21 protein-coding genes and 1 pseudogene are annotated in these 22,801 nt (G+C 72.3%); 9 read left to right on the top strand and 13 right to left on the bottom strand.

Annotation, left to right across the window (positions count from 1 at the left end; all coding sequences use genetic code 11):
* Nucleotides 1-68 precede the first annotated feature (68 nt).
* Nucleotides 69-959 (bottom strand): LysR family transcriptional regulator, encoded by an 891-nt coding sequence (locus ACY0MR_RS35535; protein WP_392867156.1) that lies wholly within the window; start codon nucleotides 957-959, stop codon nucleotides 69-71.
* Between the two features lie 114 nt (nucleotides 960-1,073).
* Between ACY0MR_RS35535 and ACY0MR_RS35540 the strand changes: the two genes are divergently transcribed.
* Complete coding sequence (locus ACY0MR_RS35540) at nucleotides 1,074-1,439, top strand: YybH family protein (RefSeq protein ID WP_473557771.1); 366 nt, start codon at nucleotides 1,074-1,076, stop codon at nucleotides 1,437-1,439.
* Nucleotides 1,440-1,554: 115 nt separating this feature from the next.
* Here ACY0MR_RS35540 and ACY0MR_RS35545 read toward each other — a convergent pair whose 3' ends face one another.
* Nucleotides 1,555-2,052 carry a GNAT family N-acetyltransferase gene (locus ACY0MR_RS35545; RefSeq protein ID WP_473557773.1) on the bottom strand — a complete coding sequence of 166 codons (498 nt, stop codon included), beginning with the start codon at nucleotides 2,050-2,052 and terminating at the stop codon, nucleotides 1,555-1,557.
* 108 nt (nucleotides 2,053-2,160) lie between these two features.
* Between ACY0MR_RS35545 and ACY0MR_RS35550 the strand changes: the two are divergent.
* Together ACY0MR_RS35550 and ACY0MR_RS35555 are read left to right on the top strand one after the other, a co-directional pair.
* Nucleotides 2,161-2,352 (top strand): annotated as a pseudogene (locus ACY0MR_RS35550) (TipAS antibiotic-recognition domain-containing protein); the annotation flags it as partial.
* A 119-nt stretch (nucleotides 2,353-2,471) separates the two neighbouring features.
* Nucleotides 2,472-3,263: a hypothetical protein gene (locus ACY0MR_RS35555; RefSeq protein ID WP_473557776.1), complete on the top strand. Its 792-nt coding sequence runs from the start codon at nucleotides 2,472-2,474 to the stop codon at nucleotides 3,261-3,263.
* Nucleotides 3,264-3,476: 213 nt separating this feature from the next.
* Here the strand turns inward: ACY0MR_RS35555 and ACY0MR_RS35560 are convergent, their stop codons facing one another.
* The 4 genes from ACY0MR_RS35560 to ACY0MR_RS35575 all read right to left on the bottom strand — a co-directional run bounded on the left by ACY0MR_RS35560 (nucleotide 3,477) and on the right by ACY0MR_RS35575 (nucleotide 7,270).
* On the bottom strand, nucleotides 3,477-4,196 hold the full coding sequence (locus tag ACY0MR_RS35560; RefSeq protein ID WP_473557778.1) for an SGNH/GDSL hydrolase family protein: 720 nt from the start codon (nucleotides 4,194-4,196) through the stop codon (nucleotides 3,477-3,479).
* Entirely contained in the window at nucleotides 4,193-4,657 is a 465-nt protein-coding gene (locus ACY0MR_RS35565) for a cupin domain-containing protein (RefSeq protein ID WP_392867168.1), read from the bottom strand. The genes ACY0MR_RS35560 and ACY0MR_RS35565 overlap by 4 nt, the downstream gene beginning before the upstream one ends.
* 121 nt (nucleotides 4,658-4,778) lie before the next feature.
* Nucleotides 4,779-5,603 carry a helix-turn-helix domain-containing protein gene (locus ACY0MR_RS35570; protein ID WP_473557780.1) on the bottom strand — a complete coding sequence of 275 codons (825 nt, stop codon included), beginning with the start codon at nucleotides 5,601-5,603 and terminating at the stop codon, nucleotides 4,779-4,781.
* Nucleotides 5,604-5,851: 248 nt separating this feature from the next.
* Nucleotides 5,852-7,270, bottom strand: coding sequence for an MFS transporter (locus ACY0MR_RS35575; RefSeq protein ID WP_473557783.1), 1,419 nt, complete (start codon nucleotides 7,268-7,270; stop codon nucleotides 5,852-5,854).
* Nucleotides 7,271-7,367: 97 nt separating this feature from the next.
* Between ACY0MR_RS35575 and ACY0MR_RS35580 the strand changes: the two genes are divergently transcribed.
* Nucleotides 7,368-8,000 (top strand): helix-turn-helix domain-containing protein, encoded by a 633-nt coding sequence (locus ACY0MR_RS35580; protein WP_392867177.1) that lies wholly within the window; start codon nucleotides 7,368-7,370, stop codon nucleotides 7,998-8,000.
* Between the two features lie 162 nt (nucleotides 8,001-8,162).
* On the opposite strand, the gene rpmF is transcribed toward ACY0MR_RS35580, so the two are convergent.
* The 4 genes from rpmF to ACY0MR_RS35600 all read right to left on the bottom strand — a co-directional run bounded on the left by rpmF (nucleotide 8,163) and on the right by ACY0MR_RS35600 (nucleotide 11,355).
* Nucleotides 8,163-8,333, bottom strand: a complete 171-nt coding sequence (gene rpmF, locus ACY0MR_RS35585) for a 50S ribosomal protein L32 (protein ID WP_392867180.1) — start codon at nucleotides 8,331-8,333, stop codon at nucleotides 8,163-8,165.
* Between the two features lie 117 nt (nucleotides 8,334-8,450).
* Nucleotides 8,451-10,076, bottom strand: coding sequence for an alpha/beta fold hydrolase (locus ACY0MR_RS35590; protein ID WP_473557788.1), 1,626 nt, complete (start codon nucleotides 10,074-10,076; stop codon nucleotides 8,451-8,453).
* A gap of 224 nt (nucleotides 10,077-10,300) precedes the next feature.
* Nucleotides 10,301-10,582, bottom strand: coding sequence for a hypothetical protein (locus ACY0MR_RS35595; RefSeq protein ID WP_473557790.1), 282 nt, complete (start codon nucleotides 10,580-10,582; stop codon nucleotides 10,301-10,303).
* A 182-nt stretch (nucleotides 10,583-10,764) separates the two neighbouring features.
* Complete coding sequence (locus tag ACY0MR_RS35600) at nucleotides 10,765-11,355, bottom strand: TetR/AcrR family transcriptional regulator (RefSeq protein ID WP_473557792.1); 591 nt, start codon at nucleotides 11,353-11,355, stop codon at nucleotides 10,765-10,767.
* Nucleotides 11,356-11,518: 163 nt separating this feature from the next.
* Between ACY0MR_RS35600 and ACY0MR_RS35605 the strand changes: the two genes are divergently transcribed.
* From ACY0MR_RS35605 to ACY0MR_RS35625, 5 genes are all read left to right on the top strand, one after another.
* Complete coding sequence (locus ACY0MR_RS35605; protein ID WP_473557795.1) at nucleotides 11,519-12,385, top strand: class I SAM-dependent methyltransferase; 867 nt, start codon at nucleotides 11,519-11,521, stop codon at nucleotides 12,383-12,385.
* 572 nt (nucleotides 12,386-12,957) lie between these two features.
* Nucleotides 12,958-14,487 carry a xanthine dehydrogenase small subunit gene (locus ACY0MR_RS35610; protein ID WP_392867193.1) on the top strand — a complete coding sequence of 510 codons (1,530 nt, stop codon included), beginning with the start codon at nucleotides 12,958-12,960 and terminating at the stop codon, nucleotides 14,485-14,487.
* On the top strand, nucleotides 14,484-17,021 hold the full coding sequence (xdhB, locus tag ACY0MR_RS35615) for a xanthine dehydrogenase molybdopterin binding subunit (protein ID WP_473557798.1): 2,538 nt from the start codon (nucleotides 14,484-14,486) through the stop codon (nucleotides 17,019-17,021). The genes ACY0MR_RS35610 and xdhB overlap by 4 nt, the downstream gene beginning before the upstream one ends.
* 1 nt (nucleotide 17,022) lies before the next feature.
* Nucleotides 17,023-17,835, top strand: coding sequence for a xanthine dehydrogenase accessory protein XdhC (gene xdhC / locus ACY0MR_RS35620; protein WP_388804176.1), 813 nt, complete (start codon nucleotides 17,023-17,025; stop codon nucleotides 17,833-17,835).
* A gap of 167 nt (nucleotides 17,836-18,002) precedes the next feature.
* The gene (locus ACY0MR_RS35625) at nucleotides 18,003-19,310 is read left to right on the top strand and encodes a PP2C family protein-serine/threonine phosphatase (protein WP_473557801.1); all 1,308 of its coding nucleotides are present in this window, start codon (nucleotides 18,003-18,005) and stop codon (nucleotides 19,308-19,310) included.
* A gap of 95 nt (nucleotides 19,311-19,405) precedes the next feature.
* Here ACY0MR_RS35625 and ACY0MR_RS35630 read toward each other — a convergent pair whose 3' ends face one another.
* The 3 genes from ACY0MR_RS35630 to ACY0MR_RS35640 form a co-directional block, all read right to left on the bottom strand.
* A complete protein-coding gene (locus ACY0MR_RS35630) occupies nucleotides 19,406-20,641 on the bottom strand; it encodes an outer membrane protein assembly factor BamB family protein (protein ID WP_392867201.1) in 1,236 nt (411 codons plus the stop codon).
* A gap of 158 nt (nucleotides 20,642-20,799) precedes the next feature.
* Nucleotides 20,800-21,405: a GNAT family N-acetyltransferase gene (locus ACY0MR_RS35635; protein WP_473557804.1), complete on the bottom strand. Its 606-nt coding sequence runs from the start codon at nucleotides 21,403-21,405 to the stop codon at nucleotides 20,800-20,802.
* A complete protein-coding gene (locus ACY0MR_RS35640) occupies nucleotides 21,402-22,568 on the bottom strand; it encodes a ThiF family adenylyltransferase (RefSeq protein ID WP_473557807.1) in 1,167 nt (388 codons plus the stop codon). Before ACY0MR_RS35640 ends, ACY0MR_RS35635 begins: the two co-directional genes overlap by 4 nt.
* Between the last annotated feature and the right edge of the window lie 233 nt (nucleotides 22,569-22,801).

Raw genomic sequence — 22,801 nt, forward strand, 5'->3', positions numbered from 1 at the left:
GGTCGGCCCGGGGATCCCGCCTCCCGGCCGTCCACCCCCGTGGGACCAGGAGACGATCGTGACGTCGGTCAGAGCGCGGACGCGAGGCCGAAGGAGCGCCGGCAGTGCGTGAGGAGCGCGCGGAGAGCCGGGTCGGGGCGGTCCTTCCAGACCAGGGCGAGCAGGGCCGGGGTGTCCACGTCGTCGAGTGGGACGGCGACGAGGCGGTCGCGGTAGCTCGCGGCCATCGACTCGCTGAGGACCGCGATCCCGAGCCCGCGGGCGGCGAGGTCGGCGACGGCGTCCGGGGCGCTGGCCTGAAGGGCGACGTCGGGGCGCAGGCCCTGTGCGGCGCAGGCGTTGTCGAAGACCGTACGCAGGCCGGTGCCGGCGGGCATGCACACGAGAGGGTGCGCGGAGAGATCGCGCAGGGAGACGCGGTCCCGCTCCGTCAGGGGATGTCCGGTCGGAGCCAACGCGACGAGCCGCTCGCTGATGAGGGTCAGTGTCTCCAGCCCCTCGGACGCGGCGGTCGCCGTCCCGACGAGGGCCAGGTCGACGGCGCCGGAACGGACGTCCTCGACGAGACGGTCGGACTGGTCCTCCAAGAGGGCGAGTTCGACCCCCGGATGTGCCTGGTGGAAGGCGGCGAGGGCCTCGAACAGGGGAGTGACCGTGCAGCCGATGACCATGCCGATGGCGAGACGTCCCCGGAACAGGCCGGTCACCTCGTCCACGGCCTGGCCGACGGCACGGGCGGCGTCCAGGGCGGCACGGGCGTGATCGAGTGCGGCCTTGCCCGCGACGGTGAGGGTGGCGGTACGCGTCGACCGGTCGAACAACGCGGCGCCGAGCTCGCGCTCCAGCTGACGGATCTGGGCGCTGACCCCGGACTGGCTGATGTGGACCCGCTCGGCGGCCCGGGTGAAGTTCCGCTCCTCGGCGACGGCGACGAAGTACTCCAACTGCCTCAGTTCCATGACTGTGAATTCTAGTGACCAGCAGAACCATCTGTTGGACTTCTGTACAGGCGGGCGCCAGGCTGGAATCACGGAACGGAGCAGCCACCGAATCCCGAAAGCAGGAGGAACGCCGTGAGCACGTACGAGAAGGCCATGCGACCCGAGGACATCACCCGTCTGTTCGTCGAGCGGTCCAACGCCGGCGACGCGGCGGGAGTGGCCGCGCTCTACGAGGAGGGGGCGGTGATGGCCTATCCCCCCGGCGAACTGACGGTCGGGCGGGTGGCGATCGGCGAACTGTGGGCGAAGGTCCTGGCGAACCGCCCCCGCTTCGAACCGGAGCAGCCGCTTCCCACGCTGGTCAGCGACGGCATCGCCCTCACGTCGACCCCGCCGAGGGACGGATCCGGTGCGAGGGCACAGGTCGTCCGCCGCCAACCGGACGGAAGCTGGCTGCGCCTGCTGGACCAGCCCGAGTTCACCCCGCCGACGCACTGAAGGCGATCCGGAACCCTGCGGCATGAACCGTGCCGGCACAGGACCTCGGCTCATGGAACCGGCGGGAAGCCCCGCTGCGAACGCATCGGCCGGCCGGTGGACCGACGCGACGACCTCAGCGGGCCCGCTCGTATTCGATCTGCTCCAGCGGGTTCCCGTCGCCGAAGTCGTAGGGGCGTGTCGTGCCGCATTCGGCGAAGCCGCACTTGCTGTAGAAGCGGCGGGACTGGGTGGTGTCGCGCAGGGTCCACAGGTGCACCCGGGTGAACCCGTCCTCGCGTACTCGGCGCAGTGTCTCCGTCATCAAGACGGCTGCCATGCCGCTGCCCCAGCTGTCGGGGTGGCTGTAGAAGCTGTGGATCTCGGCAAGACCCGGCCGGGTCGCGGACGGGCCGAAGGACGACAGAGCCAGAGGCCGACTGTCGCGTTCCGCCAGCAGGATGGTCGCTGCTCCCTGCCCGATCCTCGCGTGCCATCGCCCCCGCCTGTCCTGGACCGCGGTCGCGGCGAACTCCGGTGCGAAGAAGGGCGCGTAGGCCGCCTCCCAGGCCGCAGCGTGGATCTCACCGAGGGCGTCCCCGTCGTGCGGGCCGGCGTGACGGACGTCGAACATCGGATCACCGTATCCGTGGAGCTCGCTCCGTGGCCAGGTCGTGGGCAACTGCCGGACAGTGTGCGCTGCTTGTCCGTCGCGCCGGGAACGCAACCCTCCGCCGGGATTCCCCTCACCCGGCAGATGCAGGTCTGTCTCGGCCGCACGTGCGAGACGGATCCCGGATTCGCTGCCCACTACGACGGCATCCGCCCCGGCCTCGCCACGTGGTTCCGTCGCGTCATCGACGCCGGCGCACGCGCCCACGGCATCGACCCGGACACCGCGACCTGGCAGGAGAGCGCGAGTCCGGAAGGCTGAACCCTGCGCCGGTGTCCGACGGCACACCTGTTCGGGCGTCCGGCCGCAGGTGCCGACTCCCATGGTTCACACTGGAGCTGTCCCTGTGTCGAACCCCTCACCGATCGGCAGCAGCTTCCGTGCGTACTGAAGATTCCAGGCCGCAGGCCCCCTACACATGGGAGGCCGCCAGGGTCGGTTCCCTCGGTGGTCCGCTGCTCGTCTGCGACCTCGAAGCCTTCTCCCACTGGGGCGGGGCGGCGTACGGCGCCGACTACGAACTGGATCCGGCCTGCGACCACGCCCGGGCCTGGTCGGCGGTTCACCCGGACGACGATGACCTCGAAGCCGCGTTCGTGCGCTTCGGAGACCACGAGGAGCAGGTTGGCCTCGTCTGGGAGATGGACGGCGACGGGGCTGCGGAGGTCGCCCATGCTCGGAGCCGGAGAGGCGCCGCCGGCGGTGACGACAACTTTCTGATCATGCGGTCGTGGATTCCCGCGGGCAGGACAGATGCGCCGCGCCGGCACGCTGCCCGGGCGGAGAGCGAGGAGCGGGCCGTGGGGCAGTTGACGGTGCGGAGCGGGAGGGTGGTCGTCGTCGCGACGGGAGTAGACGCCGACGAGACCGGCTCGTACGCCACACCTCAGGAGAGGGAAGCGTCGATCCGGGCCCTGGGCCGACTCAACCCACCGGTCCAGCTCAACCTGGACGGCCAACAGGGTCTCGGGACGGTGCTCTGGGTCAAACCCGGCACCTATCGCGTCACCTGCGGATGGCACGAAGGCAAGCGGGGACGGTACATGCCCGAGGAAGAGATGTACGGGCCGCTCCAGTCCTACGCGGACGAGGACTGGAGCTGCCGCTGGGTCCGCTTCACGTGGACCGGCGAGCCGGATCCTTCGGAAGCGGGGTCGACGGGCTCAGTCTGACCGGCATGGGCCAGGCCTGGACGAGTGTGCAGCGCGTCAGGCATCAGGGACGCAGCCGTCTGTCGCGAGGTTGGCCCCACCGTGTTGATGTGAAGAGCAGGTGCGCCGTCGGCGGCGCGCCGGTGTCGGGGCGACAGCGCCTTCACCGGCATCTCGATCACACGCCGTCTCCACGGCAGTCGGACCCTCGCGCCGCGACTCCGTCAACCGGGGCTACACCCTCTGCGTCAGGAGACCGACGTCGATGACCTCGGCGATCAGAGCCGCGCCGCGGCTGTTCTGGTGGATGTGGTCCGTCGTGAGCACGAGGCTTCGACGCCGTGAGATCGCGTCGAAACTGCGGCTAAGCAGATGGTGTTGGAGGAGCACGCCCAGACCCGCTCGCGGAGGCGCGTCCCGGTAGGGAATCGGTGGCGGATCTGCTCGGCGAAGCTCCTCGACCTGGCGTTCGTGGAGCGGAAGGTACGTGACCTCGTTGGCGGTCGCGACCCCGGCGATCATCCGGCTGTACTGCTCCGATGCCCGCGCCGCCGGTCCGTCGAGTCGCTGGCCGAGAACCGGGAGCGACAGCAGACCGATCGTCGCGTCGGTCTCCGCTCGCAGTCGTTCGACGATGCCGCCCAGGCAGTGCTGGAACCAGTCGGCAGAGGGGCGTTGGGGGAGTTGCTTGCGTTGCATGGCCTTGTCGGTGCGGTAGCCGGTGAGGCCGGCCCGGGCGTCGTTGGTGCCGATCAGCACGGTGACGACGTCGGGTGGGTCCGCGACCACGGCGTCGAGGCCCCGCAGGAGGTTGTAGGCGAAGTCGCCGTTGGCGCCGTGGCGGGCGAGCCGCAGGTCACCGGGTGGATGGCGCCGTGCGAGGGCGTCCAGGTAGTCGACGCTGATCAGCGCGCGGGTGAGGCTGTCGCCGAGGCAGGCGATGCGCGTCGTCATGACGCTTCCGGCCCCGGCACGCTGTCGCCTTCGGTCGGGTGGGTCCCGGTCCGAGGCCGGTGGTCGGTGCCGAGGCCCGCGGTGATGCTCAGGATGGTCGACGGCCCGGTCATGTCGACCGCATGCCAGGCGCCGGCCGGGTTCACGGTGGCCTCTCCGGGGCCCAGCAGAACGCGGTCGGTGACTCCGTCCAGGTCACGGCTCACCGTCACCGACCCGTTCAGGCAGACGATCAGCTCGTCACCGGCGGGGTGGCGTTCCCAGTGGTCGCCGGGGCCGTCGCCGTCGAAGATCATCACCATCCGGCCCTCGGCGCCGTCCGCCGCGGCCGCGGCGCCGTAGGCCTGGAGCGCCTCCGGGGCCCAGGAGAAGCCCTCGACGAGCTTCGCCGTCGATCCGAGTCCGAGGTGCACGGGGGTGGTCCGCAGGGGGATGGCGTGGGGTGCGTTGACGAGTCTCATGCCGGTGATCGTCACACCGCGGCGGCCGGATGGTCTTGAAGGAATGGGAACGAACGAAGGCCGATGCGACGAGCGGCCGGTTCCCTCCGGCGTACCGCGGCGCCTGGATGCCGGCCCGCGGCTACCCCGACCCCAGGAGGACCTCGCCGTGGCGCCACGCCGTCGGCGTTCGGCCCGTGAACTCCTTCCAGTCCCGTACGAGGTGGGCCTGGTCCGCGTAGCCGGAGAGGGTCGCCACCTCGGGCCACGGCAGCCGGCCCCGCGCCGTCGCCAGGTCGTGGGCATACTCGAAGCGTAGGACGCGGGCGAAGACCTTCGGCGTCAGCCCCAGCTCGCCACGGAAGCGTTCGGTGAGGTGCCGGCGGCTCCAACCCAGTCCGGCGGCGACGTCACCCACCTGGAGCCCGCCCCGTGCCGCGACGAGTAGGCGCCAGGCCTCGGCCACCTCGGGGCGCATCCGGCGCGCAGGGGCGCGGTCGGTGCCACGAGCGACCGCGCGCAGGAGCAACTCGTCCAGGACGGCGAATCGCGCCGGCCACGTCGATGCCGCTCGGAGCCGGTCGGTCAGTTCGACGCCCAGCGATCCGAGAAGCTCGTCCAGGGGGACCAGCCGGTGGGCGAGCACGGCGGCGGGCATGCCGTAGACGGCCCGAGCCCCGAGGGGCGTCAGCGCCACCTTCACACCTTGCTGGCGCCCGTCGTGATGGATGGCGACCGACCTGCCCATCAGGCCACCGGCCACGCCGCCGAAGCGGGTGACAGGTGACCCGTCGCCGACGCCCGCCGCCATCTCCAAGGGTTCTGACAGGCTGATCACCGCGGTGAGTTGACCGCTCGGCGGGCCGCAGTGCACCCCCGCGGCGAGCCCTCGGAGGTCGAAACCGACGTACGAGTCGACGTACGGCCGTAAGACGGCCGCGGGACGCGCACCGATCCCGGTGGTCATGGGACCTTCCTCCCTGCTCGGCGTACGAGCCGACGAGCCCCGCAAGATCATCGACCAGCCGGCCGCGCCGCTCCCGGTCCCTGTCCCGCCATGTCCCCGTACGGCACGTCCTCGGTCGGCCCCAGCATGCCACGCAGGCGAGTCGGAGCGGCGCCTGGAACCAGGACCCGGCGCACGCCTGGTGAGCGCTACCTAGGGGGCTGGGTCCGGCGAGCGAGTCACGGACGCCGACCCCCGCGGCGCAGGGGTCACCGAGCCTTCGCCAAGGACCGACCGGCGGCGGCTGCCTTCGGCTGCGATAGGTGAGCCACGAGGAGGAGCAAGACGCCACAGGCGGCGACCACGGTCCAACCCGGGCGGGACGCGTGGGCGAGGTCCGTCGGGTCGGTGGACGTGACCAGGCCGCCGGCGAGAGCGATGCCGATGGCGGAGCCGAGTTGCCGTGCGGTGGAGGTGATCGCCCCGGCCACGCCGGCCCGGGCGGGTGGCAGTCCGTCGACCGCGGTGTTGGTGATCGGGGCGTTGGCGAAGCCGAACCCGATCCCGGTGAACGCGTAGGCGGCCAGAAGCAGCAGGACGTTCGTCTGCGGCGTGAGCCGGACCAGGCACAGCCCGCCCGCCGTGACGAACCCACCGGCAAGGAGCAAGGGCAGCCGAGGCCCGGTGCGTCCGACCATGCGGCCGGACCAGGGTGCGCAGACGGTCGCGCCGACGGCCAGCGGCAAGGTGGCCACGCCCGCGGCCAGCGGTGTCCAATGCCGGGTGTGCTGCAGATAGAGGGTGTTGAGGAGCAGCGTCATGTTCAGGGCGATGAAGACCGCCACCGCGCCGACGACGGCACCGCTGAAGACCGGGCGGCCGAAGAGCCGCGGATCCATCAGGGGCTCGGCCCGGCGCGTCTCGACCCGCACGAATGCGGCTGCCGCCACGGCGGCCCCCACGTATCCGACCCATGCCGCAGGCGACGTCCAGCCGATGCGCGGCCCTTCGATCAGGACACCGACCACGACGGCGAGCAGCAGGGTCAGCAGGACCTGACCGGGCAGGTCGAGCCGCCGTGCCCGCGGGGCCCGGGACTCCGGTACGAACACCGCGCTGAGCAGCAGAGCGGCCCCGATCACGGGCGCGTTGACCCAGAACAAGGCCCGCCAGTCGAGCCAGGCGAGCAGCGCGCCGCCCGTGACGGGTCCGGCGGCCATGCTCAGCCCGAACACCGACGCCCAGATGCCGATGGCCTGTGCCCGCTCCCTGGGGTCCGGCATCGTGTTCACCACGATCGCGAGCGCCACGGGGCTGAGCATCGACGCGCCGACACCCTGGAGGGCCCTGGCCGCGACGAGTACGCCCGCCGAGGGAGCGAGCGCGCAGAGCAGTGAGGCGGCGCCGAACACGGCCAGCCCGACCTGGAACACCCGTCGGCGTCCGAAGCGGTCCGCGAGCGCGCCGGCGGAGATCAGCAGACTGGCCAGGACGAGGGTGTAGGCGTCCACGATCCATTCGAGACCGCGGGTGTCGACGCCGAGGCCGCTCCCGATGGCCGGCAGGCCCACGTTGACGATGGTGGTGTCCAGGCCCACCAGGAACATGCTCAGGCAGCAGACGGCCAGCACCGTCCAGCGTCTGCGCGCACTCAGTACGGGTTGAACGGGGTGTGTCGTCGTGGTCATGGTCCACCTCTGACGTCCGGATGTAATGTCCGGGCAAGGCTCGTCCCGGGCGACCGGCGCAGCCCATCAGTTTTGCGAACACTGCAAAACTGGATCCATGAACACAGGATCCACGGACCCGGAGCTCGAGCGGATACTCGATGACATCGGGCCCCGGCTGCGCCGACTGCGCCAGGACCGGGGACTCACGCTCGAAGCGCTGGCGGCGACGACCGGGATCTCGGTCAGCACGCTGTCCCGGGTCGAGTCCGGGAGACGGCGCCCCACTCTCGACCTGCTCATCCCGCTGGCACGAGCCCACCGCGTCGCGCTCGACCAGCTGGTGGCCGCGCCCGCCAGCGGAGACCCTCGGGTACACCTTCAGCCCCTGCGCAAGGAGCGCGGAAGCATCCTCGTACCCCTGACGCAGTACCCCGGGCGCGTGCAGGTCTTCAAGCAGGTACTGGCGCCCCGCCGACCGGAACCGGTCACCCACGAGGGCTACGAGTGGCTCTACGTCCTCGCCGGGCGGCTACGCCTCATCCTCGGGGAGAAGGACTTCACGCTGGGGCCCGGCGAAGTGGCGGAGTTCGACACGACGGAGCCGCACTGGTTCGGACCCGCCGACACGAGCGCCGTGGAGATCCTGCACCTCTTCGGTCCCCGAGGGGACCAGGCCGTCGTCCGCGCCGGCCCGTCCGCCGACGCCGCCCCGACGACGGCGCCGCATCCCCAGCCGGTCACGTCCTGACCCCGCACCAGCAGAGGGCGCCGAGTCGCAGCCACGGCACATCCGCCCCCGCGTCATCCGGGGCGTACCGGGTCGAGCGGTGCCGTGGCTGCGACCACCGCTCGACCCGGAGAGAAACCCGTCGAGCGCAGCACCCGCCCGACGGCGCCGCGCTGACGCCGCTCACCCCTCGGGGCTCAGCAGCCCACGCCGGTACGCCTTGGCGAGCCGCTGCGGCACGGAGTAGGTCACCCCGTCGAGGGTGATCGGCACGAGCTGCGGCGTCGTGGCCTTCCACTGGGCCCGCCGGTGGCGCGTGTTGCTGCGGGACATCTTGCGCTTGGGTACGGCCATGGTGCTCTCCTGCTCGGTCGTGCGTGGACGGCAAACGGTATATGAAAATGGTTACCGTTAGCAATAATGTGCTCCGCCTCTACCCCGGCCCGCGCCAGGCGCCTTGCCCGAGGCCGGTCAGTCGCACTCCCGCAGGAGTCCGTCCACGTACGCCTCCAGCCGTCCTGCGAGCACGTCGGACGCCAGATCGTCCCGGCCCAGTTCACGCCACGGCCCGGCCAACTTCGCCGCGTCGGGGCAGTAGTGCAGGGCGTCGAGCAGCCGCCAGTACAGGTGGTCGGGGTGGTCGGCGAGGCCGTAGCCGCCCTGTGCCTCGTACCGCCTGCGGAAGTCCCACCCGTACGCGGGCCCGTGCAGCAGCGCGAGCGCGGTCGAGCAGTGCGCCACGTCCAGGTCGGCAGGTCCCCACGAGGTCTCGACCCAGTCCACGACCCCGGCGATCCGCAGCTCGGGACCGGCTCCCGTGAAGAGGACGTTCCCGGGGTGGAAGTCGCGGTGCAGGAAGCGGCCGGCGTACGGCGGAGGGTCGCGGCGGATCACGTCGACGGCTCGCTCCCACAGGGCGCCTTCAGGGGCGCGGACGTGTTCAGGAGAGGTCCACGCCTGGTAGGTGCGCGGCCTTTCGTCCGGAGCGACGCCGTGGATGCGCACGAGCTGGGCGGCGAGCAGGTCGAGGCGCCGGTCGAGGTCGTCCTCGTCCACGCGGACGCGGCCGGGCAGCGCCGACATCAACAGGGTGGGGTGGTCGCAGTGCTCGGCGGTGGCATCCACGGCGACGAGAGCGGGCGCCGGGATGCCCTCCTGACCGGCGAGCTGCGTCAGGACGGACGCTTCGCGGGCGAGGAGCCCGGGCCCGTGGCGGCGGAAGAACGGTTTGACGAGGGTCCGTTGCACCAGCTCGGCCCCGTCGTCGAGCGTGAGCCGGCGCATCTGGGAACTCCAGCCACCGGACAGGAAGCGTGCGTGCGCGACGGTGCGGCCGCTGCCGACCTGCTGGGCGACCCATGCATGCGTAGCCGACCAGCCCCGTCCGTCGAGGCCGGTCAGAACCGCCTCCGTGAACCCCTGCCGGTCTTCGCCGTGATCGCGGAACCACGTCCCCAACTGGTGCTGCGCATCGGGAAGATCGAACCGCGTGTACTGGGATCGGGCGGTCAGCGCGTCCTGCACGGACTCGGTCACGGCTGCGGGGATCACCGCGTCCGTACCGGGTACGGCGAGCACCGCCCGGCCCTCGTACGCCCGCAGTGCCCGCAGCGCGGGCGCGTCCCGCCAACTGTCCGGGCGCCGGATGGTCCGGCTGAACTGCCCGTTGCCTTCGCCGAAGTGAACGTCCCAGGCGTCGGCGGCATACACGGCGGGCGCGCACAGCCCCAGCGCCACCACCCGATCCCCGTAGTGGGCGACGAGGTCCGCGACCGTCTGCCCGCTCATGCTGAAGCCCACGAGGACCAGCGGCCCCTCTGCCCCGGCGTACGCGTCGATCACCGCGACGGCCTGCTCGAACCGTCGCCGCAGGCTTGACTCGCTGAGCTTTCCGGTGCTGCCGCCGTGCCCGGAGAAGTCGAAGGCGACGCCTCGGCAGCCGCGGGCCACGAACTCCCGTACCACCGGGAGCAGTCGCTCCACGCTGCTGTCGCCGGCGCCGTGCAGCACGACGGCGGTCACCTCGGGTGGCTCACCGCCGCCGCATACGCCGCGGAGTCGTTCACCGTCGTGGTCGTGCGTGAAGTCGAAGAGCATGCACCCCATTCACTCACGCCGTGATCTTTCCCTTTCGGGAATGGCGCCTTCGAGGGCCCGGTGTTCGCCGGCGCTGAGCCCACACCGGTCGTCCGGTGCGGCGGGCGACGATTCCGACGCACGCGGGAGCGCTTCGCGGCCCACGTGTGCAGAACTGCGGCTTCCCCCTGCCTGTCAGGGTGGACGGCGCCGCCGGCAGGCGCAGGCTCCTCTCGGAGCCGACGTCAGGAAATCCCGGGGCCGCCATCGGCTCTCACGGATTCGGCGGTCGCTGCGGGGCGGATCCGGCCGGCCCATGCGCCTGTCGCGAGGGGCGACCAGGCGACCTCGATCTCCACGCCGTGCCAGGTGCGAGTGAGGTCTGCCAGCGGGGTGACGACCGCGTCCTGCACGGCGTCGGGGGCTGTGTCGGCGGGCACGCGGACTTTGCCGCACCCGCCGCCCCCGTCGTCGGCGATGAACCTGTAGGCCCACGCGTCCTGGCCGGGGATCAGGACGATCTCCACGGGTATGCCGAAAGGAGCCCGCTCGTTCTTCGTTCCGCGTCGTCTGCCCACCCCGCCATTCAACCGGACGGCCTGCCCCGCTGGATCCGGGTCGGGGGAGCGGCTCTCCGAACGCGGCCAAGTCGGTCGGTCCGATCCGCGCGCGTCGGACCGCGGTGTCCTGGGCTTCTGCCGCGTCGGCCTCAGTCGTTCTGTCCGATCAGCGCGGTCATCAGTCTCCGTACGGCCGGGCGCGGGTCGGGGGAGTCCGGCCAGGTCGTCATCAGGAGGTGGTGGCTCGTGCCGATCAGGGCGAGGGCCGCGATGGGCGGGTCGACGGTGGCCGGGACGCGGCCGAGCCGGCGCTCGGCTTCCAGGTAGTCGGCCACGGCCTCCTGGATCGCCGTGAAGCCGGGCGCGCCGCCCTCCAGCGCCTCGCGGACCTGGAGCGCGGCGGCCGGACGGGCCATGGCGAGGCCCGAGAGGGCCGGGCCGCCGGAGTCGAAGAGCGCGCGTACGACGATGTCGAGGTTCCCCGTGACCGTGCCGTGGCCGGCCTGCCCGGCCAGGTGCTGGGCCGTGGCGGCCGTGCGGGCGAAGCGGTCGAGGCACAGCTCGGCCACGAACGGGTCGAACCCCGCGAAGTGGGTGTGCAGCAGCCCTTTCGCGCAGCCCGCCTCGGTCGTCACGGAACGGCTGGTCAGCGCACCCGGTCCCTCTCGGTCCACGACCCGCTCGGCCGCCGCGAACAACCGCTCGCGCACGTCCGGCGTCGCCACTCCACGCGGTGACATCGGCTGGCCGTCCTCTCCTCGTACCCAGCTTGTCCGACAGGCCGATCGTAAACGGGATTGCCCATATGGGCACACGCCCATACTGTGGCGCGGCAAGAATGGGCGCGTGCCCGTTCTTGTCGACACCCCTTCTCGTCCGCCCTGCGCCGGCCGCGCATCACCCATGGAGGAAACCGTGACCACCCTCGCCAACACCGAGCAGGACCAGGCATGGAACGGCCCCGAGGGTGCCCACTGGGCTCGCCACAAGGACCGCTGGAACGCCGTCAACGACGGCTTCAACACGCCTCTGCTCGACGCCGCGCGCATCACCGGCGACCACCGCATCCTCGACGTCGGCTGCGGAGCCGGCCGCACCACCCGCCTCGCCGCCCTCCGAGCCCCGCACGGCCACGCCCTCGGCCTCGACCTCTCCGCTCCGATGCTCGCCCAGGCGCGCGCCCGCGCCGCCCACGACGGCATCCGCAACGTCGCCTTCACCCGCGGCGACGCCCAGACTCACTCCTTCGAGCGCAGCACACAAGGCCCGTTCGACGCGGCGATCAGCCGCTACGGCACCATGTTCTTCACCGACCCCGAGGCCGCCTTCACCAACATCGGCCGCGCCCTGCGGACCGGCGGACGACTCGCCCTCGTCTGTCCCGCCGACCCCGAGCGCAACGACTGGGTGACCGCCATGACCTCGCTGCGCGGCATCCTGCCCGTCGGCGACTTCGGGCGCCCCGGCCTCCCGGGCATGTTCTCCCTCGCCGCCCCCGACCGCGTCCGCACGGTCCTCGCCGCCGCCGGCTTCACCGGCATCGCGATCGAGGAGAGCCAGGCGTACGGCACATGGGGCGTCGACGCCGTCGACGCGGCGGACTTCCTGCTGGCCACCGGCCCGGGCCGCCACCTGATGGACGACGTCGACGAGCCCGCGCGCGTGCGCGCCCGTGCCGCCCTCACCGACCACCTCCGTGCTCACGAGACGGACGACGGCACGGTCCGCCTGGTGAGCACGGCGTGGCTGGTGACGGCGGAGCGGCCCTAGCCCGCCGCGGTCGCCCTCGCGCCACTCCCGACGCGAGGGCGACCGGCGCCTGGTGTCAGGCCGGGCGTGGCCGATCCACTGCCACGCTGCTGCGTCGACTTCGCCCGCCTGCCCTGGCGTCTGCCCGGATCGAGTCCCGAACCGCCTGGCAGACGCCGTGGGGACGTGAGCCGCGACCGGTAGGGGCTGCGGGAAACGCTCCTTGACCGATGCGCCGCGGAGCCATAGTTTCGTGCGCACCGACTCGTGAGTACGGAAAGGGGGCGAGGGCGGATGTCGATCTTCTCCGACCTGAATCGCCTCGCTCACCGGGCCGCCTGGGTCCCGGGTCGGGTGGCGCACGGCTGCTGACGCGCCGCCGTTCCGGCGGCCCCGTCGTGGCGCCGCCGACCCCTTCCCCTCCGACTTCCCTGTGACTTCACCGTTCCCCGCGGCGTGTCGTCGTGTGCATCCGACGCGCGCCCGGGACGGTTCTCCCACTGCGCGCCGTCTCCCGCCGCGCACCGCGACAGAAGGCCAGACATGGTGACCCTTCCCCTGCCCACACCCCTGCACCGAAGCGAGGAGCCGTCGTGACCGAGGCGCGGATCACCGTCAACGGGCTCCAGACGCCGATCGCTCCGGCCCCGGCCCACACCACGGTCCTCGACTTCCTCCGTGAGCGCGGCCTCACCGGCACCAAGGAGGGCTGCGCCGAAGGCGAGTGCGGCGCCTGTTCGGTCCTGGTGGCCCGGCCCGGCGTCCACAAGCCCACCGACTGGGTCGCCGTCAACGCCTGTCTCGTCCCGGTCGCGGCGCTCGACGGCCAGGAGGTCGTCACCGCCGAAGGCCTCGCCACCCCCGGAGAGCCCGGCACGCCGCCCACGCTGCACCCGGTGCAGGAGGAGATGGCGGTCCGCGGCGGCTCCCAGTGCGGCTACTGCACCCCGGGATTCGTGTGCAGCATGGCGGCCGAGTACTACCGCCCCGGCCGAGGCCCGCACGACGGGCCGGAGGCCGCGGACGCCGCCCAGGGCACCGGCCTCGGCACCGACACGGACGCCCGCTGCCCCGGCTCCGGCACCGACGCCGAGCACGGCCCCAACGGCTTCGACCTGCACGCGCTCAGCGGCAACCTCTGTCGCTGCACCGGCTACCGCCCGATCCGCGACGCCGCGTTCGCCGTCGGGGAGCCCGCCCCGGAGGACCCGCTGGCGCGGCGCCGCGACCAGGCCCCGCCGGAGCCCGCCGTCACCCGCTACACCACGGACGACAGCACCTTCCTGCGGCCGGCGACCCTCGCCGAGGCGCTCCGCCTCCTGCGGGAGCGCCCCGATGCCGTACCGGTCGCCGGCAGCACCGACTTCGGCGTGGAGGTGAACATCCGCTCCCGCCGCGAGCGTTGCGTCGTCGCCGTCGACCGCCTGCCCGAACTGCGCTCCCTGCGCCTCGCGTCCGACCACATCGAGATCGGTGCCGGACTCACGCTCACCGAGATCGAGCGTCGCCTGGACGGCGAAGTGCCCCTGCTGGCAGCGCTCTTCCCGCAGTTCGCCTCCCGACTGATCCGCAACGGCGCCACCCTCGGCGGCAACCTGGGCACCGGCTCCCCGATCGGCGACAGCCCGCCGGTGCTGCTCGCGCTGGAGGCGTCCCTGGTCCTCGCCGACGCCGACGGCGAACGCGAGGTCCCGCTGGGGGAGTACTTCACCGGATACCGCCGGAGCGTGCGCCGCCCCGACGAGCTGATCCGCGCGGTGCGCGTCCCGCTGCCGCTCGCGCCCGTCACGGCCTTCCACAAGATCGCCAAGCGCCGCTTCGACGACATCTCCAGCGTCGCCGTCGCCTTCGCGCTCGACATCGACGCCGCGGAAGGCGTCGTCCGTAAGGCCAGGATCGGCCTCGGCGGCGTCGCCGCCACCCCGATCCGCGCCCTCGCGACCGAGGCCGCCCTGGAGGGCCGGCCCTGGACTCCGGAGACCGTCGAGGCCGCCGCCCGCGTGCTGCGCGGGGAGGGGACGCCGATGGACGACCACCGGGCCAGCGCCCTCTACCGCTCCGCGATGCTCGGCCGGAGCCTGTCCAAGCTGTACGCCCAGACCACCGAGGCGGTGTCGTCATGAGTCATCTCTCCGAGCGTCCCGAGAAGGCGCTGGTCGGCGTCTCCATGCCCCACGAGAGCGCCCACCAGCACGTCACCGGCACGGCGCTCTACACCGACGACCTGGTGCACCGCACCAAGGACGTCCTGCACGCCTACCCCGTCCAGGTCATGAAGGCCCGCGGCCGGATCACCGCGCTCAGGACCGGGCCCGCCCTCGCCGTCCCCGGCGTCGTCCGCGTCCTCACCGGCGCCGACGTCCCCGGAGTCAACGACGCCGGCATGAAGCACGACGAGCCGCTCTTCCCCGACGAGGTCATGTTCCACGGCCACGCCGTGGCCTGGGTGCTCGGCGAGACCCTGGAGGCGGCCCGGCTCGGAGCCGCGGCCGTCGAGGTGGAACTCGACGAGAAGCCCGCCCTGATCACCCTGCGGGAGGCCATCGAGGCCGACAGCTACCACGGAGCCCGGCCGCTCATGGAGACCGGCGACATCGACGCCGGCTTCGCGGACTCCGCACACGTCTTCAGCGGAGAGTTCCAGTTCGCCGGACAGGAGCACTTCTACCTGGAGACCCACGCGGCGCTGGCGCTCATCGACGAGAACGAGCAGGTCTTCGTCCAGAGCAGCACCCAGCACCCCTCGGAGACGCAGGAGATCGTCTCGCACGTGCTCGGCGTACCCGCCCACGAGGTCACCGTGCAGTGCCTGCGCATGGGCGGCGGCTTCGGCGGCAAGGAGATGCAGCCGCACGGCTTCGCGGCCGTGGCCGCGCTCGGCGCCAAGCTGACCGGCCGGCCCGTCCGCTTCCGGCTCAACCGGACCCAGGACCTCACCATGTCCGGCAAGCGCCACGGCTTCCACGCCACCTGGAAGATCGGCTTCGATGCCGAGGGCCGCATCCAGGCCCTGGACGCCACCCTGGTGGCGGACGGCGGCTGGAGCCTGGACCTGTCCGAACCGGTCCTGGCCCGCGCGCTGTGCCACATCGACAACACCTACTGGATCCCCCACGCCCGCGTCGCCGGTCGCGTGGCCAGGACCAACACGGTCTCCAACACCGCCTTCCGCGGCTTCGGAGGCCCCCAGGGCATGCTGGTGATCGAGGACATCCTCGGCCGCTGCGCCCCGCTCCTCGGCCTCGACCCGGCGGAGCTCCGGGAACGCAACTTCTACCGGCCGGGCCAGGGGCAGACGACCCCGTACGGCCAGCCGGTCACCCAGGCCGAGCGCATCGCCGAAGTCTGGCGGCAGGTGCGGGAAGACGCCCGCTTCGCCGACCGCAGGCGCGCGATCGAGGCCTTCAACGCCACGCACCCGCACACCAAGCGGGCCCTCGCGATCACCGGCATCAAGTTCGGCATCTCGTTCAACCTCACCGCCTTCAACCAGGGCGGCGCGCTGGTGTTGATCTACAAGGACGGCTCCGTCCTGATCAACCACGGCGGCACGGAGATGGGTCAGGGCCTGCACACCAAGATGCTCCAGGTCGCCGCGACCACACTGGGCATTCCGCTGCACAAGGTCCGGCTGGCCCCCACGCGTACCGACAAGGTGCCCAACACCTCGGCGACCGCGGCCAGCGCCGGCACCGACCTCAACGGCGGGGCGATCAAGAACGCCTGCGAGCAGCTGCGCGCGCGGCTGCTGCGCGTGGCGGCCACCCGGCTCGGCGTCCACGACTCCGACGTGCGTCTCGTCGACGGCGTCGCGCGCGCCCTGGGCGGCGAGGAGGAACTCGCCTGGGACGACCTGGTGCGCACGGCCTACTTCCAGCGGGTGCAGCTGTCGGCGGCCGGCTACTACCGGACCGAGGGCCTGCACTGGGACGCCGCCTCCTTCCGCGGCTCCCCGTTCAAGTACTTCGCCCACGGCGCGGCCGCGACCGAGGTGGACGGCTTCACCGGCGCGTACCGCATCCGGCGCGTGGACATCGTCCACGACGTCGGCGAGAGCCTCTCCCCGATGATCGACATCGGACAGATCGAGGGCGGCTTCGTGCAGGGCGCCGGCTGGCTGACGCTGGAGGACCTCCGCTGGGACACCGGCGACGGCCCGCACCGCGGCCGGCTGCTGACCCAGGCCGCGAGCACGTACAAGCTGCCGAGCTTCTCGGAGATGCCGGAGGAGTTCCACGTCAGGCTGCTGGAGAACGCCACCGAGGAAGGCGCCGTGTACGGCTCCAAGGCCGTGGGCGAGCCTCCGCTCATGCTGGCCTTCTCGGTCCGCGAGGCGCTGCGCCAGGCCGCCGCGGCGTTCGGCCCGGCCGGCATCAGCGTCCACCTCGCCAGCCCGGCGACCCCGGAGGCGGTCTACTGGGCCGTCGAGTCGGCCCGTGAGGGCGGGCAGGACGGCGACGGGCAGGGCGGCGTACGCGTCATCGAGACGCCGGGGGATACGGGAACGGCGAAGGCCCCCGAGGCCTCGGGAGCACCGGGAGCGGCGGCGTCGGGCGGGCCGGATACCGTGGCGGGCGCTTCGGAGTCCGTACCGGGCGTGACGGGCGCGCCGGAAGCCGAGGGTGCCGCGGAAGCGAACCCCCTGAGTCATGCCTGACATGACCTGGATCGCCGCGGTCGCGCGGTTGCGGGGGCGCCGGGAGGCCGGCGTCCTCGTGACCGTCGCGACCGTGCGCGGCCACGCCCCCCGCAAGGCCGGCGCCAAACTCGTGGTCGGCCGGACGGACGCCTGGGGCTCCATCGGCGGTGGCAACATCGAGGCCGTCGCCATCGACCGGGCCCGCGAACTGATCGACACGCCGTGGGCGGAGCCGGAGCTGATGGAGTTCGCCCTCAACGACAAGGTCACCGGCCGCCACGGGGTCCAGTGCTGCGGCGGCACGGTCACCGTCCTCCTGGAACCGCTGCCCGTACGGCCCGCGGTGGCCGTCTTCGGCGTCGGCCACGTCGGCCTCGAGCTCGCCCGCATCCTGGCCCGGCACGACCTGGACCTGCACCTGGTCGACACCCGTCCCGACATGCTCCTCGCGGAACGGCTCGCCGTCCTCGACGACGCCGTGGCACAGGTCCACGTCCACCACACCCCGCTGCTGCCCGAGGAGGTGCTCGAAGAACTCGCCCCCGGTACGCACGTGCTGATCGCGACGCACGACCACGCCGAGGACGCCGCCCTGTGCGACGCGGCCCTGCGGACCCCCGACCTCGGCTCGATCGGCCTGATCGGCTCCGCGGCCAAGTGGGCCCGCTTCCGGCAGCGCCTGGCGAAGGAGGGCGGTCACGACGAGGCCGTGATCGACCGGATCAAAACGCCGATCGGCCTCCCCGACATCACCGGAAAGGAACCCGCGACGATCGCCGTCAGCGTGGCGGCGGACCTCCTGCTGACCTTCCAGAAGACCGACGGAGGTTAGCCGTCTCCCGTACGACGCCGTGGTCCTGCCGGGCCGGGCGCTGGCGGAAGGCCGCGGACGCGACCGCGCTCGGCGGGCGGCGGGGGACCACGTACTCTCACTGTCAGGTCACTTGACACCAGGGCATCCGGTCCGGGGCAGACGGCCTTGGGACGGATGACCCCGTGATGGCAACAGAGACCTCCCGCCCGGCCGGTGAGCTGCCGCCGGCCGTGTTCGATCCGGCGCGGCTGGCCGCGGTCGCGGACACCGGCCTGCTGGACACCGCGCCGGAAGGCACGTTCGACGACCTCGCGCAGCTCGCTCTCGCGATCACCGGAGCGCAGAAGGCGTTCTTCACCGTCGCCGACGGCCGGCGCTCGTTCTGGAAGACGGCCTTGGGCATGGACCCCGCGGCCGGACGGGAGAACGACATACGGGACAGCCCCTGCCACATCCTGATCGGCACCGGCCGGGAGCTGATCGCCGAGGACGCCGCCGATGACCCCCGGATCAGGGACCTCGGCGCCGTCGGCTCCCTGGGCATCGGGGCGTGGGCGGGGTACCCGGTGTTCTCACCGGACGGGCACGTGCTCGGCGGGTTCTGCGTGGTCGACCGGAACGCCCGCCCCTTCACGCCCGTCCAGTCGCAGGCCCTGCGGACCCTGGCGAGGTCGGTGTCGTCCGAGATCGCCCTGCGCCATGCCCTGCGCCAGGCCCGCGCCCGCGGTGAGGCGTCGGCGGCGCTCGCCCGCACCTTGCAGGACAGCCTTCTGCCGCCCCGGCTGCCGAAGGCGCCCGGCATGGACGTGGCCGCGGTGCATCTGCCGGCCGACGCCACCGGTGCGGCCGGGGTCGAGGTGGTCGGCGACTTCTACGACCTGTTCCACACGCGCGGCCTCGACTGGTGCGCGGTGATGGGAGACGTCAGCGGCAAGGGCATCGAGGCCGCGAAGGTCACCGCGCTGGCCCGCTACACCGTGCGCACCGAGGCCACCCAGCACAGCGATCCCGCCACGGTGCTGCACCGCCTGCACGAGGCGATGGTCGACCAGCAGATCAGCGATCGGTTCCTCACCGCCGCCCTGGCCGTCTTCCGTCCCGACTCCGAAGGGCTCGCCGGCCGCTACGCCAGCGCCGGCCATCTCCCGGCCCTCATCCGCCGGGCGGACGGCCGGGTGGAGGAACTCCACGCGGCCGGAAGGCTCCTCAGCCCGCTGCTGCCCGCGTCCCGCGACCAGCACGCCGTCACCTCCTTCCGCCTGGAGCCGGGCGACGCCCTGCTGCTCTACACCGACGGCGTCACCGAGGCCCGCGACCGCGACAAGGGGCCGTTCTTCGGAGACGAGCGCCTCGCCGCGTCCTTGGCCGCGACCCGTGGTGCCACCGCCTCCGAAACCCTCGACCGCCTGTGGCGGGAGGTCGCCGAGCACGCGGGAGGCCACGCGGTCGACGACACGGCCCTGCTGCTCGTCCGTGTCCCCCCGCTGACCTGACACTCCGCCCATGGGGAAGCGGTGCGGATGCCGCCGCGGCCCTCACGCCGGGTTTCGGTCCGCGACGGTCCGGTGCCTCCCCGCGGGCGGGCCGGTCAGGCAGGGCCGAAAGCGATCAGGGTGCCGTTCTGGGCGGGGGCGAAGAGCCGGCCCTGGGCCGTGGCGAGGCCGGGGACCGTCCAGCCTTGCCAGTCCGTCTCCGCGACGACGTTCGCCGTCGGGTGCGGCTCGGCGCTGAGGCGGTAGGACCACACCTTGGCTCCGGTCTTCTCGTCGAGGACGACGAGTTCTCCGGTGCCGTCCTGTACGTAGACGTGGCCGCCGGCGACCAGACGGACGGTGGCCGCCTGCCGGGGGCTGGTGTAGGTCCATCGTGTGGCGTATCCGGCCGTGGTGTCGAGGGCCCGTACGACCCCACGGTTGGCGATGTACACGCGGTTCGCGCCGAAGGCGGGCGTGGCGTCGGCGGGCAGGCGGCGCAGGACGTCTCCCGTCCGGCGGTCGTAGGCCACGGCGTCGGAGTCGTCGCCGAGATCGTTGCGCAGCCACAGGGCCCCGGCTCCCAGCGCGACGGGGTTCTTGCCCCCTCCCGACATGTCGGGAACGTCGAACCGGCGCAGCTCCTTGCCGGTGGCCCGGTCCAGGAGCTGGTAGGCGAGGTTGTCGAACCCGATCCAGACCCCCACCTCGTCGACGACGACGGGAGCCCAGCCGTTCTCCACCAGCGGTGTCTCCCACAGCCGCCGGCCGTTCTCGCCGGTCAGGGCCACGGCCCTGCCGCGCCCGTCCTGCGTGTAGAGGACGCCGCGGTACCAGGTCGGCGGGTACTGGCAGAAGCCGTTGCCGAGGTCGACGGTCCACTTCAGGGTCCCACTGGCCGGATCCCAGGCGCGCACCTGGCCACTGAGCGTCTGGGTGTAGAGGAGCCCGCCGCCGAAGGTCACGGTCGCGCCGGGCAGGCGGGTCAGGAACCTCTGCGGCCACAGGGCCTTGCCCGTGGCCGCGTCGAGCCCGACCAGCTCCATCCGGGGACCACCCGCATCTCCCGGGTCCGCCGGGTCGGCGTTGACGACCGCGAACACCCGGCCTCCCACCGCCACGGGTGCGGACACCACCGAGCCGAAGTCGCGCGACCACAGCTTCTTGTACGGTGGCCTGGCCGTGGCGGTCGGCACGAAGCTGTCGTAGCCCGGAGTGGCTCGGTAGCCGAACGTCGCGTCCGAGTACATGGCAGCCGCCGACGAAGGAGGCGTCGTGACGGACGAGGCCGGCGACGCGGCCCCGGTGACCAGCAGGGCGCCCGCCGCGGCGACGACGGCCGCATCTCTCATCGAACCGGGCAGCAACATCCTCACAGCACAACCCCCAGCGAGAGGCGTCGAGTCGACGCACATGAACGGTCCAGGCCCGGCTGCCCTCCATCGGCCCGCCCATGCGTCGGCCGTGACAGATACGCCCCAGCTGTGACGGAACAGCGCTCGCCGGGGGATCAGACCCGGTCGAGCCGGGGGCTGCCGTCGAGGACGGCCAGTTCCCTGCTGCCGGCCTGGCGTTTCCACTCGGGGGCGACGGCGGCGTACGTGGTGACGTCGTGCCAGCAGCCCTGGGTGCGGAAGAGTTCGCGCAGCGTGGCTTCGGGGCGCAGGCCCGCGGCGTGCATCAGCTTCGGCATGTGGTGGTGGTCGCTGCGGTGGCCGGCCCAGATGCGGTGCAGACCCAGGTGGCCGAAGCCGTAGGCCATGAGGAGCCGGCCGGCTTCGTGCCCGTGGCCGCGTACCGGGGCGCCGGGCAGCAGGACCAGGCTGGTGAGCATCGCGTTGCTGCCGTAGTCCTCGACGAGGAGTCCCATGGTCCCGACCAGGGTGTCGTCGCCGGGGGCGCAGACCGCCAGGGTGTACGTGCGGCGCGGGTGGGTGTGGGGCTGGGCCAGGGCTTGGGCGAAGGCGTCGTGCGCCTGCCCGGGATCCATCCGCTCGATGCCCAGGTAGCGCGTGAGGACGCGGTGGGTGAGGATCCGCGCGAACGGGTCGTGGTCGCCGGCGCGCAGCTCCCGCAGCCACAGATGCTCGCCGCGGAGTTCGGGGACCCGGTTCACCGACCTGCTCCGTGGGAGACGGGTTCGGCGGGGGCGGCGACGAGTTCCTGGAGGTCGAGGCAGTGGCGGCCCGAGGGGAGCGCTCGGCCGAGGAGGATGCGGCGGGCGGCGTCGGTGACGAGGGCGGCGCCGAGCATGACCCCGCTGGCGAGCTGCGGCCAGCTGGAGAGCGTGCGGCCGACGCGAGTCAGGGCGTCGCTCATCGCGGGACTCAGCGTGCTCTCGTCGACGATGTCGAGGAGGAGGCGCAGGGCCGCGTCGCGGTCCAGATCCCGTACGTCGGCGGCGGTGACGGCTCCGGTACGGCCGTGGAAGAGCGGACGTCCTGGTTCGAGGTCGAACCGCTCGACGTCCAGCACACCCCGGTCGTTGGTGTCCATGAGGACGGGGATCCTGCGTGCGCGCGCCTGCTCGCGGGCGGCGACCTTCACCCAGGGGGTGTCGCACTCCTCGATGAGCAGGTCCAGCCCCTGTTCGTCCCGCCCGTCGCCGAAGAAGTCGCCGAGGGTGTCCTCGGTGATGCCGCCGCGGAGGACCTCGATGTCCAGGTAGGGGTCGAGTTCGTACATGCGGCGCGCGCAGAGCACGCTCTTCTCCACACCGACGTCGTGGACCCCGGCGCGCAGCCGGTTGAGGTTCGACAGGCCGAGCCGGTCGAAGTCCGCCAGCCTGAAGGCTCCGCCGACACCTTCCATGGCGCAGGTCAGGGCCGCGCTGCTGCCGACCGACAACCCGATGACGCCGATCCGCCGCAGCAGCAGTCCCTGCTGCTCCTCGCGCGTGATCTTGTCCCTGTTGCGGTCGGTGCGTACCAGCCGGAACGCGGATTCCGGCAGAACGTGGACCAGGCGCCCGGACCACGGGTACCAGGCCCACCTGCCGTAGATGTCGGGACGGGAACCGAGGACGTCGGCGACCGCGCGGGCGCGGGAGCGGCCGCCGAAGGGGTCATGGGGCCTCAGGCAGCCCAGGAGTTCTTCGATCTGATCCTCGATGCGGTCGTGCAGCTCGCGCAGACGGTTGGAGTCCCGCAGTTCGGCCAGGGCCGCTGCGTCGGCCGGCAGCGACGCGTCCAGGAGCACCGGACGAAACGATTCCCCGGCCTGACGGGGGCCGGGCAGGGAGAGGCGGTCCGGCAGGCCGGACGGCAGGGGGTGCGTCATGACAAGGACGCTAACAACCAGAAGATCTTGAACCAGGACCCGTCACCCGGAGGGGCGCACTCGAATTGATCTTCTACCTGAATACGCCCCCCACGCTTCCTTGCGCCCCCCGGCGCGCAGGAAGGTGTCGGGTGTGGGCACCCCCGAGTGGCGGCGCGTCGGCAGTCAACGAGCTGCTGATCCGCGGTAGTTGCGGAGCAGGCCCGGGTGGCCGCGAGTCGGGGGCGGAGCGG

The sequence above is a fragment of the Streptomyces sp. JN8 genome, from assembly GCF_055808075.1.